At 62.6% G+C, this 13608-nt stretch carries 12 protein-coding genes; 6 read left to right on the forward strand and 6 right to left on the reverse strand.

All coding sequences use genetic code 11. The features are described from left to right. Positions 1-271 precede the first annotated feature (271 nt). The 6 genes from C0V82_RS24230 (at position 272) to sciP (ending at position 6077) form a co-directional block, all read left to right on the forward strand. The gene (locus C0V82_RS24230; RefSeq protein WP_102114971.1) at positions 272-1414 is read left to right on the forward strand and encodes a flagellar basal body P-ring protein FlgI; all 1143 of its coding nucleotides are present in this window, start codon (positions 272-274) and stop codon (positions 1412-1414) included. Then, positions 1414-1758, forward strand: coding sequence for a rod-binding protein (locus tag C0V82_RS24235; protein ID WP_102114972.1), 345 nt, complete (start codon positions 1414-1416; stop codon positions 1756-1758). The genes C0V82_RS24230 and C0V82_RS24235 overlap by 1 nt, the downstream gene beginning before the upstream one ends. Next, on the forward strand, positions 1755-2198 hold the full coding sequence (locus C0V82_RS24240) for a flagellar export chaperone FlgN (protein WP_102114973.1): 444 nt from the start codon (positions 1755-1757) through the stop codon (positions 2196-2198). Before C0V82_RS24235 ends, C0V82_RS24240 begins: the two co-directional genes overlap by 4 nt. 229 nt (positions 2199-2427) lie before the next feature. Further along, entirely contained in the window at positions 2428-4938 is a 2511-nt protein-coding gene (locus tag C0V82_RS24245) for a flagellar hook-length control protein FliK (protein WP_102114974.1), read from the forward strand. A 33-nt stretch (positions 4939-4971) separates the two neighbouring features. Next, complete coding sequence (locus C0V82_RS24250) at positions 4972-5652, forward strand: flagellar hook assembly protein FlgD (RefSeq protein WP_102114975.1); 681 nt, start codon at positions 4972-4974, stop codon at positions 5650-5652. 110 nt (positions 5653-5762) lie between these two features. Next, on the forward strand, positions 5763-6077 hold the full coding sequence (gene sciP, locus C0V82_RS24255; protein WP_102114976.1) for a CtrA inhibitor SciP: 315 nt from the start codon (positions 5763-5765) through the stop codon (positions 6075-6077). A 6-nt stretch (positions 6078-6083) separates the two neighbouring features. Here sciP and C0V82_RS24260 read toward each other — a convergent pair whose 3' ends face one another. The 6 genes from C0V82_RS24260 to C0V82_RS24285 all read right to left on the reverse strand — a co-directional run bounded on the left by C0V82_RS24260 (position 6084) and on the right by C0V82_RS24285 (position 13130). Then, entirely contained in the window at positions 6084-7331 is a 1248-nt protein-coding gene (locus C0V82_RS24260) for a hypothetical protein (protein WP_102114977.1), read from the reverse strand. 108 nt (positions 7332-7439) lie between these two features. Continuing rightward, positions 7440-8645: a hypothetical protein gene (locus C0V82_RS24265; protein WP_102114978.1), complete on the reverse strand. Its 1206-nt coding sequence runs from the start codon at positions 8643-8645 to the stop codon at positions 7440-7442. Positions 8646-8721: 76 nt separating this feature from the next. Next, entirely contained in the window at positions 8722-10128 is a 1407-nt protein-coding gene (gene der, locus C0V82_RS24270) for a ribosome biogenesis GTPase Der (RefSeq protein ID WP_102114979.1), read from the reverse strand. Between the two features lie 12 nt (positions 10129-10140). Then, a complete protein-coding gene (locus C0V82_RS24275; protein ID WP_102114980.1) occupies positions 10141-11541 on the reverse strand; it encodes a PQQ-like beta-propeller repeat protein in 1401 nt (466 codons plus the stop codon). A 19-nt stretch (positions 11542-11560) separates the two neighbouring features. Then, positions 11561-12229: a tetratricopeptide repeat protein gene (locus C0V82_RS24280; protein WP_102114981.1), complete on the reverse strand. Its 669-nt coding sequence runs from the start codon at positions 12227-12229 to the stop codon at positions 11561-11563. A gap of 226 nt (positions 12230-12455) precedes the next feature. Further along, a complete protein-coding gene (locus C0V82_RS24285) occupies positions 12456-13130 on the reverse strand; it encodes a response regulator transcription factor (protein ID WP_102114982.1) in 675 nt (224 codons plus the stop codon). Positions 13131-13608 lie beyond the last annotated feature (478 nt).

Consider the following 13608-nt stretch of genomic DNA (forward strand, 5'->3'; position numbering starts at 1 on the left):
TTTTGAGCGGACCGGACGGCATTCCGACACCAGATATATAGGCCGGATGCACGTCTTTCACTATAGGTATCACCCGCAGCGCCCCGCGTCCTAGGGCATTTTTTGCCCGCAGGCAGGACCTGACCCTTTGTACGGGGCGGCAAGCCTTGACCAGTGGCCCGGAAAGGCGCGCAATCCCTGAACTGGCACGGTTCTGGCATCGCGTCATCTGACGATAAGGGGCGGGAAAGCCCCGAACCGAAGGCACAGCGACAGAATCGGAAGCACCGCCATGGCGACGCGCACCACCTCCACCAAGACCCGGATCGGCCAGTGGCTGGCCGCCATCCTGACGGCCCTGACACTGATGGCGCCCGACATGGCGCACGCGGACAGCCGAATCAAGGATATCGCCGATGTCGAGGGTGTGCGCGACAATATGCTGATCGGTTACGGTCTGGTGGTGGGCCTGAACGGCACCGGCGATACGATCAACAACTCGCCCTTTACCGAACAGAGCCTGATCGGCATGCTGGAACGCCTCGGCGTCAACGTCCGGGGTGACACGATACGTACCAAGAACGTGGCCGCTGTCATGGTCACCGCCACCCTGCCGCCCTTCACGTCGCAAGGGTCGCGCATTGATATCTCTGTCGCGGCCATGGCCGATGCCAAGAACCTGCAAGGCGGCACCCTGCTGGTCACGCCGCTGCTGGGCGCCGATGGCGAGGTTTATGCCGTAGCCCAGGGCGCCGTCGCCATTTCCGGCTTCAGCGCACAGGGGGCCGGTGCCTCCATCACGCGGGGCGTGCCGACCAGCGGGCGTATTGCCGGTGGTGCCATTGTGGAGCGGGAGATCGATTTCTCCCTGTCCGACCTGCCCTATCTGCGCCTGTCGCTGCGCAACCCGGATTTCACGACGGCGGTACGTGTGGCCAACGCCATCAACCAGTTCGCCGGCCCGCAGACGGCCAAAGCCCTGGACCCGACCAGCGTCGTCATCAATGTGCCGATGCAGCGCAAGACCGACCTTGTCGCCTTTCTGGGCGAGGTGGAACAACTGACCGTGCGGCCCGATCAGGTGGCGCGCGTCGTCATCGACGAGGCGTCCGGCGTGATCGTGATGGGCGAGAATGTCCGCATCTCCACCGTCGCCATCGCCCAGGGCAACCTGACCATCAAGATCACCGAGACACCGCAGGTATCTCAGCCCGCGCCGTTCAGCCAGGGTGGACAGACGACGGTGGTGCCGCGCACCGACATCCAGGTCGATGATGGCGCCAACAAGAAACTGGCGGTCATGCCGGCTGGCGTCTCGCTCCAGGAACTGGTCGCAAACCTGAACGCGCTTGGCGTGGGGCCGCGTGATATGATCTCGATCCTCCAGTCCATCAAGGCGGCTGGTGCCCTTCAGGCCGAGATTGAGGTGATGTGATGTCCGACAGCATGAAGCTTTCCACCCCTGGCTTTGACCCCCAGGCCCTTTCGCAGGCGCAGGCCGGCAACCTGAAGAATAAAGGCCCCAACATCAAGGATGTGGGCAAGGCGGCGCAGGAATTTGAGGCCGTCTTCCTGTCCCAGATGTTGGGTCAGATGTGGCAGGGCGTAGAGGCCGATGACACATTCGGCGGCGGCGAGGCAGAGAATACCTGGCGCGGCATGATGGTCGAAGAATATGGCAAGCAGATCGCCAAGGCCGGCGGCGTCGGCATCGCCGATGACGTGAAGGCCGCCATGATCCGCATGCAGGAACAAGAACAAGGGAAAGGATCGAAATGACAGCCAATACCCGCGCGGACGCGCTGATCGATGCGATGCGGCGGTTGACGGACCTTTTCCAACTGGAGAATGACGCCATTGCCAACCGCAACCTGCCGGCCCTGAACGCCATCGCAGACAAGAAGCCCCTGCTGGTCCGCACCTATGAGGATTGCGTGCGGTCGGTGAAGGCGGATACTGAGACGTTGCAGTTGATGGATGGCGAGGCCAAGGCCCGGTTGAAACAGGCATCGGACGAATTCATCGAAGCGACCCTGGAACATGCACGGCTGGTCCGTGCCGCTACCCAGGTGACGCAATCCACCATCAACACCCTGGTCACCGCCATCAACAAGGCGCGGGCCGACGAGGGAACCTATACCCGCCGGGGCGGGATGGTCATGCCGGCGGCCTATGCTCGCAAGGCCGCACCCTCGATGGCGTATAACAAATCCTTCTGATCCCATTTTAGGTTTTCTGTCTTAACGCAACGGCGCGCAGTCCGCACGCCGTAACGCCACCCCCTTGTCCACCCGGCTTCGGGCCTCTCTGCCCGGCAAGCCTTGCCCAGGAATCGGCAGCTTCTGCCCCCCGGCAGGGCCTGACCGGCCCGAAACCCAGCAATTCCGGCACGCCCCTATTGGCACGATAGGTGCATGGTCCCAACCGAATAGCGCAGGAATACACGCCATGGACATCTCAGCCCTTCTTGGAGCCAGCACGGCCACCGCCCCATCCGCCCTGTCCTTTGGCGTGATGGGAGGAGGAATCGGCAATGGACCGCCGTCCGGCGAAGGGCTGGAAGGTCTGGACGGGCTGGAAAGTTTCAACCAGCTCCTGGGCAACTTCCTCTCCCTCACCGGCGCTGATTCCGGAACGGGCGACGGAACGGCGATACCGGTGCTGACGACGGATGAGGTGCCAGGCGCCTTCACCTTGGGCACGAGCGGACCAACGGTGCCTTCGGCCACGCCATCGGGCCTGGGCGCCCTGCTGGGTGGCGGTTTCAACCTGACCAACATGGCCGGTACCGCCAATGCCGGTAACGGTGCCAAGGGCATCGAAGCCCGCTGGGCACAATCCGGCATCAGCCTGCTGGCCAATGGCAGCCTTTCGGGACAGGAGATGAACCCCGAAGTGGTGGCCTTCCTCAATGACCTGTCCCAGGCCTTCACCGCCGCCAGCCCCCTGTCTGATGGGGAGCCGGGGATCAACGGCACCCCGCCGGCGGATGCCGAAGCCGTTGAAGGTGAAATCGATATTCTGACGGTTTTACAGGGCGGCACTGGAACCGATGCCACCCTGGTGGTGCAGGTCACGCAAGTGACCACCGCCAGCGCCAACAGCAATGCACCGGTAATCCCCGTTCTGACCACAGATACCGCGCCCAGCGCGCTGGGGGTCAATCTGACCGTGGCCGGCACCGGGCTTAAGGCCTTACCGGTGCAGGCAGATACCAGCCTTGCCACGACAGTGAAGCCCGCAGCGGCCCCCGTCATCCCGAAGCTTGATGCCGCCATGATGACCACGGCCACGCCGTCCGCCGCCAACATTGCCGATCCTGTGGATGCGGCACCGGCCAGCAGCCCGGCGGTGGAACAGACGGCTGCGCCCATCGCAGCGCCGCAGCGTGAGGCGGTCAGCATCAAGGTCGCGTCGCCATCGACACCAGCGCCCAGTACGGCGCCGACAGCCCCCGTGGTGACAGGCACCGTCGCAGCAGCCACCGGCCCAGAGATCACGCCAGCCATAGAGACTGCTGACGAAAAGCCGGCCGCCATCGCATTGCCCGCCGATCTGGTCTCCACAGCTTCCGGCGATGAGAAGGCATCCGTAAAGGAGATGGCAGCGGCCAAGGCTGTCAGCACCACAACCGTCAGTACGGCCGGCCAGGCATCCGTGACCACAACGGAACCGAAGGCAGCAGTACCGGAGGTGACCGCACCGGTCACACCTGCCCCGGCATCGACCACATCAGTGCAGGAGAGCGCCGATAAGCCGGTGATCGCGGTGGTCAGCGGCAACATGACCGCCCCAACCGCACCTGCTGCTGCGGCATCCCCCACGCCGCCCACCACCCCAATGCCGGCAGCGACATCTTCCGCACAGGCGCAGACGGTACGCCGGTCCGAGCCGGCACCCGCCGAAACCACGATCCTGACGGCCTCGGCACTGCCGGCGGAACCGGCGGCGGCGGAGCCGGAAGCTGATCCCGCCGTCGCAACAACGGCCAACAGCCCCACCCCGCATAACGTGACGCTGCGGACCAGCAGCACGGCCGCACCAACCGCCGCAGCCCGCCCCACCACCGCCAGCGCGCGACCTGCCGCTGACGCCAATGCCGCCCCGGTGGAGGGAGAGGATGTGAAGGCGACGGAAGCAGCGAGCGATGAAGACGAGGCAGTGACGAACAACCGGATGCTGGCGCCCAAGCATGTGGGGAACGAGGCGCGGGTCGAGATGCAGGCGGACATCGCTGGATCGGCACAATCTGCCGGGCAGAACCAGCCGGCCACCCGCGTCGACACCACGACGCTGCGGGCGGAGACGGAAGATAATCTACTGTCCAGTGCCATTTCCGCCAGCGCCAAGGGCCATGAAAGTGGGAACAGCACCGACGGCGGTGGCGAGGGTGGCTCCGGCTTTGCCGAGGCGCCTGCCGCCGATGGCATCGACCCGGCCACAGCCGGTCTGCATGCCGGCGACAATGGCAAGGTCCAGGGCAATGATTTCGCACAGTCCCTGCGCCAGACCAGCGGGCCGCACCGCCCCAACGCCTATACCCCGCCCGGACAGCAGATGGCTTTCCATGTGCAGCGGGCCGTCCAGGACGGTAATGACCGCGTCTCCATCCAGCTCAATCCATATGAAATGGGCCGCATCGATGTGCAGCTGGAGATCGGATCCGAAGGAAAGCTACGCGCCAAGGTGATGGTGGAGAATCCGGCGACGCTGGAAATGCTCCAGAAGGATGCCAAGAACCTTGAGAAGGCCTTGCAGGACGCTGGTCTGCAGACCGATGGCGACAGCCTGTCCTTCTCCTTGCAGGACAGTGGCGATCAGGCCCAGCAGCGCCAGGATCAACAGGACCAGTCCGGATATGGCACAGGGTTTGCTTCTGATGATGTCGAGGATGAAGACCCGGCAATTATCGCCCAGGCCCAGATCATGGAGTTCGGGCGCGTGGATGTTCGGGTTTGACGCAGTGTATCCCTGACGGGAAGGATCAAGACCATGTCGATCTCCGGTATTGCCAATAGCGCGGCCAATGCGGCCAACGGTAGCTCCTCCGGCACCAAGGAGAAATCCGCGCTGGGGGATTTGTCGGACAATTACGAAACCTTCCTGACGCTGCTGACCTCGCAGCTTCAGAACCAGGATCCGTTGCAGCCGACCGATACGGCGGAATTCACCAAGCAGCTGGTGCAGTACTCGCAGGTCGAACAATCGATCAAGACCAACGACAAGCTGGATGGTGTCATCAGTGCCATCAATAACGGCCAGCCCAATCAGGCGCTTGGCTATATGGGCAGGACGGTGGAGATCCAGTCAAACGGCATTTCTTTGCAGGACGGCAAGGCCCATCTGACAGTGTCCACCGACAGCCCCGCGTCCAGTGCGGTGTTCGAGATCACCGATGCCAAGACCGGCAAGGTACTGCGCACCATCGAGCTGTCCAAGTTCGCTGGCACCCAGGATGTGAACTGGGATGGCAAAGACAGCAGCGGCAAGCAGCTGGAAGATGGTACCTACAAGGGTGTGGCTAAAGTAAAAGGAATCGATGGTAAGGATATGAGTCCGCAAGTCATGAGCTTTGGCCGGGTTACCGGCGTTGATCTGACGGCAGGCGAGCCTTACCTGATGCTAGGCACCCTGCCGATCACCATGAACAATGTCCTGTCGATCAAACAATGAATGACCTTTTGCACTCTCATACTTTCGGATGATCCGCCGCTTCTTTCACGCTTTGTTAAGAGCGTGCCGCTAACGATGGCGAGGAAGATCGTATTGGAGCGTTCCTTGCCATGAAGCCCTTGAATAATGCCGCTACCAGCCGCCTGCGGGCGGAGACGGATCTGGATGCCGCCAGCATCCAGCATGGCAGCGGCCCCCTGACGCTGGACGATCTGCCGCCCCCCGACACCCGCCGCTGGGTGATGCGTCGCAAGGCAGAGGTTGTCGCGGGGGTACGCGCCGGGTTGTTGACGGTCGAGGATGCCTGTAAGCGCTATGACCTGTCGTCGGAGGAATTCGCCTCCTGGCAGGAAATGATCGACCGCCATGGCGTGCAGGCGCTGCGCGTGACCCGCCTGCAGGATTACCGCCGGCGCGAGGGCTGATTGAAATCAGCGGCGGATAACCACGGTCAGGGGATTGACATAGTCCTGCCCCTGCGTCGCCTCGTGGAAACTCTGGCCCGGCTTGTTGCCATACATCTGGAAGAACCAGCGCGGATCGGGCTGTGCCTGACGGTTGTCACCACGGGCGTAGTTTTCCAGGGTCACACGGTCATTGCCGCTGACCGCGATGACGCCGGCAAAGTGATAGGGCCAGCGCATTTCCCGGTCCTGGCCACTGCCATAGTCACGCCAGCGGGTGCGGTTGCCGATCTGATTGAACCGGTCCATATCGTTTTCCGCCAACGCCTGTGATGCAAGGTCTTCGGCATTCGTTATGGAAGCAATCATATAGGCTTCACCGATTCTTGGGGCCGCGAACTTGTTGGCGCCCCGGCGCCGAATGCCATCGCTTTGCGTCAACCCGACATAGGCCTGCAGGTCATCCTCTGTGATGTCCTGATTCTGCCGCTTGCCCCTTATCTCCTTCAGGACGGTGGCCGATTGATCCTGCGGTGACAATCCAAGAAAGACGGTTGAAACCGTGCTGGCCATGTCGTTGCAGTTCTGTGGCAGGTTGTCCGGGTCGGTATTCTGCCCACCGCGATTATTGGTAAAACTCGGTGTGACCTCGTGAAGGCGCCAGCGACCGCCCCACCAGCCGACAATGGTGATCGCACCACCCGACTTGACCAGCTGGATCGGTGACCGGACATTTTGCAGCGCCCGGTTGGACGCGTTGATCACCTTATCGGTGGCGAAGAAGCTTTTTGGCTGGCGTCCGCGCAGGTCGGTATCCTCGATCGCCATATTGTAATCGTCGGAGACGCGCAGGCTGCTGCGCAAGGCCGGTCGCTGCACAATATTGGCCCGGGCCGTATTACCGTCCGCCAGATATCCGTCTTCGGTATTCACGCCGTCGCGGTGATCCTGCGCACTCAAATTGCTATCGCCGACCACGGCATAGGGGTAGCTGGCAAACCAGGGTTTGAACCAGGGTGCCGTTCGCCACAGCTTTTCCGGCGGCAGCACCTTATAGGCCTGGGCCACATGTTTACCCCCTGGTGGGGGCGGAGGCGGCGCTGTCAGACGGGCCGGCGCCGGCGCGGCTGGCTTCTTAGGCGCAGGTGGTGGCGGTGCGGTCAGACGCGTAACGGGGGGCGCCGCCTTGGCCTGAACGGTGCCATGCATCACCGGTTTGCCGGGGCTGGCGGAGACACCGGGATAACGGGTGGGCGGGGGCGAATGGCGCTTCATGCGGCGGCAACCTTCCACGGCAGATGCAGAAGGGTAAGGCCTTCACAAAGCAAGACACAACCAACGGAAGGTTGAATCTTGCCGTTTATCGCGCGAGCAGGACAGCACTCAACGCAGATTATCCGCCACGCTGTGCAGCCCCTGGGCCCGCAACATCTCCTGCCGCTGGCGCAGGCGACGGCGTTCCACGGACTGATGCGTCCGCTCCCCCCCCAGGATGGTACCATCATCGCCGGTCAGCGAGAGGACGAGCGCGTCCAGCAAAGCCCCCTCCTGATCCGGCGCGCGCTGATCCAACGGACGATCCGTATTGATCTCGCGCAGCAGGCGGTCGGCCAGGGCGGCCTGTGTTTGCGGCAGATGGCCCTGGGGGATCAGGTTGGCAATGATCTTCATGGTCGGATTGGTCACCGCATCGGCGATCCCCTTCCGGCACAGGACAACCGAACCCATCACCTTCAGGGCCGTGCCCAAATTGGGCTGCGGTGCGAACAGTTCCTGCACCACCTCGGCAAAGATCATGGTGTCGGCAAGGATGGCATCGATATGCCGCACCATACCATTCTCGACATTATCCTGTGCCAGCCGGGCCAGGATATCGACCTTGGCCAGCAGCGACCGGAATTCGAACAGCCAGACGCTGAGCAGCGAATTCAGCACATAATCATGCTGCTCCAGTCCCACCTTCTGCTGAATGAAGGTGGACAGACCGGCAAGATCCTGGCCCTTGAACTCCGGATAACTGCCACGTTCAGCCGCGAAATTGCGGGCCTTCTGCTGGCACTGCGTCAACAGCCCGTCCAGCAATGTCATCCGTTCCTTCACGGACACATTCATGGCCGCCGCCTGTGCCGCCCCCACCCGGTGCATGGCAGCATTCACCAGGCCCTGCGCATCCTGCAATTTGCGGATATGGCTGAAACTGTGCAGCAGCTCTGTCGTGCAGATATTGGAGCGCTGCATGTAGTCGCGCATCACCTGTCCGATGGTGCGCCGCGCATCCGCCGTATAGAGATCATCCACCACCTTGCAGACGGCAAGTTCACCGACCGGGGTGGACACGACAATGGGCTTTTCCTTGGGCGGATTGGCCGTCGCCTCATACACCACCATCTCCGAAGCGGCGGAGCTGGAAAGTGCCCGGTGCCGGACGACCTTAACATGGGTCGTCTTGTTCAGGCGCAGCAGCAGCTGTGCCTCATTGATGGCTTCCGGTTCTTCCTCGCACAGGACGTGAAGTTGCCAGCGGTCGTCCTTCTTCAGGAAAACCTCAAAGGTCTTCTTCTTGTTCCAGAAGTTGACCCCGAAAATCATGCTGAAAGCCCCCTATCCATTTAGTCTTAGTCTAATGGACAGGGGGCGTTTGGCAACAGCGCAGTTAGGTCAGCGATCAATCAAAAGGATTGGTGCTGCCTTTACGCAGCAGCAGACGGATCGGAACACCCGGCAGGTCCAGATGCTCACGCATGCCATTGACCAGATAGCGCGAGTAATGTTCGGGCAGGTCCACCGGCTTGCTCACGAACAGCGCGAAGGTCGGCGGACGGCTTTTCACCTGGGTCATGTAGCGGATCTTCAGGCGGCGACCGTCGACCAGCGGCGGCGGATGGCTATCTGTCATGTCGGCCAGCCAGCGGTTCAGCTGCGATGTCGGGATACGCCGGTTCCAGACACCATAGGTGGTGACAACTGCATCCAGAAGATCGGTCAGCTTTTGGCCCTTCAACGCCGAGATGGCCACCGTCGGGATGCCCTTCACCTGTGGCAGAGAAGTCTGCAACCGGTCGGACATGCGGCGCAGCGCGGCGTTCTTGTCCTGCACCGCATCCCACTTGTTCAGGGCGATGACCAGGGCGCGGCCTTCCTCGATCACCAGTCGGGCGATGGTCAGATCCTGCTTGTCCAGGATGCCGTCGGCATCCAGCAGCAGCACCACGACATGGGCCATGCGGATAACGCGAAGCGTATCCTGGTTGGCCATCTTCTCCAGTTTCTCATCCACCCGCGCCCGCTTACGCAGGCCGGCGGTATCGACCAGACGGATGGGGCGGCCATTCCATTCCCACTCCACGGCGATGGCGTCGCGCGTCATGCCGGCCTCTGGCCCGGTCAGCACGCGTTCTTCCTGCACCAGAGCGTTTAGCAGGGTGGATTTGCCCACGTTCGGGCGGCCCACGATGGCGAGCTGCAGGGCCTTGGGCTCATCCTCCGCGGCGGTCTCCCCCTCCTCACGGACCTCGGCTTCGGCGGCGTCCACGTCGAACGCCTCTTCCTCTTCTGGCTCGTCCTTCGGCATGAAGGGTTCCAGGGCCGTGACCAGGTCGGCCATGCCCTCGCCATGTTCTGCCGACAGCGGCACCGGCTCACCCAGGCCCAGTTCGAACGCCTCGATCAGTCCGGGACGGCTGGCGGCCCCCTCGCACTTGTTGGCGATCAGGATAGTGGGCTTGCCGGCCTTGCGCAGCCAGGCGCCGAAATGCTTGTCCATGGCCGTGACGCCGGCGCGCGCATCGATCAAGAACAGGGCCACGTCGGCCCGTTCCACCGCCCGCTCCGTCTGGCGGCGCATACGCGCCTCCAGACTGTCATCAAAGACATCTTCCAGACCGGCCGTGTCGACCACGGTAAATTCCAAGCCCCCCACGCGCCCATCGGCGGCGCGCCAGTCGCGCGTCACGCCGGGCTGATCGTCAACCAGGGCGATCTTCTTACCGACCAGCCGGTTGAACAGGGTGGACTTGCCGACATTCGGCCGCCCGATGATGGCGACCGTCAGCCGGTGCGTGGCCTTTATCACTCTAAACTCCGTTTACCGATAGGCGACCAGATCGCCATCTTCCGTCAAAAGATACAGGGTTTCGCCGGCCACAACAGGGGCCTGCAGGGTGGAGGCGGGCAGGCTGGTCTTCTTGATCACCTTGCCGTCGGCAACCGCGATCTCGACCAGTTCGCCCTGATTGTTGGTCAGCAGCAGGCGGCCACCGGCAGCGATGGGGCCGGTCCAGAGGACGGGATCTTCCTTGTCCTCCTCATCCTCCCACTGCTGCAACTGGGTGATCCAGCGCACGCGGCCATCCTTACGGGTCAGGGCAACGACCTGACCATCATTGGTGGTCACGAAAATCCAGTCACCGATAATAGCCGGGGTGGTGATCCCGCCGATATCCTGTTCCCAGACACGCTGGCCGGAACGAATATCCACGGCGGCCATGCGCCCGGAATGGCTGATTGCATAGGCGATGCCGTCAGCGATGACGGGCAGACCACGGATATCGGCCAGCCCCGTCAGATTTTCGCCCCGGCGCACCGACGCCAGGCTGTCCTGCCATGACTGCCGGCCATTCTCGACGCGCAACGCGAACAGCTCGCCCGAAGAATAGGGAACGATGGCCGTATCCCCTTCCACCGCCGGCGCCGAACCACCAAGCAGGGCGGCAGGCTCCAGGAAGCCGGTGTGGTACCATTGCAGGGAACCGTTTTCCGCCGACAGGGTGATCATCTGATTATCGACGGTGGACACGAAGACGCGGCCATCCAGAACTGTGGGTGCGGAGCGAATCGGGCCGGCGATACGGCGGCGCCAGACAATATCGCCGCTGTCATAATCGACAGCCACGGCCTCGCCATAGCCGTTGGTGGCATAGACGCGGTTGTCATGCACCGCGACGCCGCCGCCGAAGGCTTCGCCCTCCTGCTTCTCGCGCAGGATGTTGCGCTTCCAGATGCGCTTGCCCGACTTGGCGTCAAAGGCATGCAGGTCATAGTCGGTGTCCAACACGAACAGGCGGCCGCCGGCGATCACCGGACCGGCCAGCAGGCGCACGCTGCTGTCGGAACCGGAAACCGATGCGCTCCACACCTTGGACAGGTTGCGGCCCAGCGCGACATGGCCGGGATTATGGGCCGGATTGCTGCCGGCCTGTGCCCAGTCGGCATTGACCACCGCCTCGGGCAGGGTCACTTCCGCAGCCGAAACCTGCGGATCGACCTCCAGCTGCTGCTGAAGCTGGAGCACCGAGATGCGGTTGCCACCCAGCTTGGGCCCATCATCATCGCCGGAGAACCAGTCAGTGATGCCGCAACCCGACAGCAGCAGGCAGGCCAGCAGCGGCGCCGCCAAACGGGCAGCCAGGGGGTAACGGGTCCGGGTCGGGGCAGCGCCGGAACGGCGGGCGGCGACGGCGGTAGCGGAACGGGTGATGTCAGCCATCTTTTCCTTGATCCCGGACTTATTTCGTCGCCGCGTACAGCGCGGCCAGTTCGGTGGCACGGGCGCGCAGCGCCTGCGGAGCGGTGCTGTCTTCCGACAGTTCCTTGAACAGGGAGGCGGCCCCGGCATTGTCACCGGCACGGGCAGCCAAAAGACCCGATGCCTCCGTCGCCGACGCCTTCCAGGCATTGCCGGCCTTCAACAGCGGTGCCAGACGGGTGCGCAGGGCGGCGGCATCACCGGTATCCAACTGCAACTGCACCGACAGGAGCGCTGCCAGATCGCGCAACATCGGATCGGTGCCAGCGGTGCTGGCAACCTGATCGTAAAGGGCGATGGCCTGATCACGCTCGCCCTGACGGGCGCGCAGGCCAGCCTCATACAGGCGGGCCATATCGGCATGGCCGTCACCCAACTTGGCGCCAACGGCGGACAACGCGTCGGCAGCAGCCTTCAGGTCGGGCTGGCTGTTCTCGTCAGCGGGACGCAGCTTGGCCAGCGCCTCGGACAGGACTGCCGTGCGCTCCTCCATCCGGGTGGTGCGCCAGTGCTTCCAGCCGACATTGCCAGCCGTGGCCGCCACCACCAGAACGGCAGCCGCGATGACGAAACCGCCATACCGCTTCCAGAACGTCATGATCTGGTCGCGGCGCAGATCCTCGTCAACTTCGCGAAAGATATCGGACATGCATCACCCTCGGCCGCTTGCCGAACGAATAAATAAAGGGCGGCGATAGCAGACCCCCCGTTCCCGGTCAAGGCAGCTGCCCCCGCATCGTCCCCCTTGCACGCCCGGATAGGGCAGAACAAGCGGTGCGAACGCCGATACAATACGCTGCTTTCTGGCAATTGCGGGGCAAAAAGCAAAGGGGCGGCTCTTGGCCGCCCCTATCCCTGTCCACCGCCGACCCGGATCAGGCGCTGGTGACAACCGCTTCAACCACCGGCAGGTCCAGCCAATCGGCGGCAACCATGGCCTGGGTGCGGTTACGCACGCCCAGCGCCTTGAAGATAGCCGTGATGTGAATCTTCACGGTCCCGACGGTAAGATCCAGCGCCTCGGAAATTTCCTGATTGTTGCGACCGGCCCGGATCATCGACAGAATCTCACGCTGACGCGGGGTCAGCTGCTTGCCCGCATCTTCACGGAAGAAGCCGGCAGGCACAGGACCGGCCACCGTCATCAACGGCTCCCCACCCGGGCGCATGGCAACAACCGGCGGCACGAATACACCACCGTCGCGCACCACCTCCAGAGCGCTCAACAACTCATCACCGACATCGCTGCGGCGAATGTAGGCACGCGCCCCTTCGCCCAGCGCGGCACGCATGCGGTCCGGGTCATTCCCGCCCACCGCGATCAGCGGTACGTTCGGGCAGCGCTGCACAAATTCCTTGATGGCGCCACGCACCGCCATGGTTGTGGAAACCATACCGACGATCAACGCTTTTGGGTTTGCCTTGGCCACCTGCGCCAGATCAGCCAGATCGGCGACCTCATCAACAGGGTCGATGACCCCAGCACGGCGCGCCAACTGGCGGACACGGGTAACGAACGCGGCTTCGTGATCGATCAGTATCAAACGCATTTCAACGGCCTCTCAGGCTCCAACCGCAACCTGCCATGGATGCTGGGCACCGGCATTTCCCTACTATACACAAGCTTTCGGCTTCCTACAATTTTATGCAGCGTTCGCCGCGAAAATCGTCCAAGCCCTGGAAATCCTTGATATCCGCTGCTGACTCCTCCAGCCTTTCGCCTCCCCCTCCATACCACCAATAAGATGTAGAGGACCTAGACCGTCGCCGAACACGCCAACGCTTTCTTATCAAGCACTTAAGTCGAGCTTCCCGCTCGGCCTGTATGCGCTAACAACTTCCTGCTGGCACTTAGGAAATTATTAACGGATCACCATTTCACCATCTGCTTATATCTAATAATAAATCAAAAATCTCAAAATGTAATACCCTTGTAACGCGCTATCCCTCAGGATAGCGCAGGGACTGCCCCTCCTTAGGCGCATGAAGCTGCTGGCGCCTACGCGGCCCCCATGAAACATACTAAAA

Source organism: Niveispirillum cyanobacteriorum (genome assembly GCF_002868735.1).
GTDB classification, from domain to species: Bacteria; Pseudomonadota; Alphaproteobacteria; order Azospirillales; family Azospirillaceae; genus Niveispirillum; species Niveispirillum cyanobacteriorum.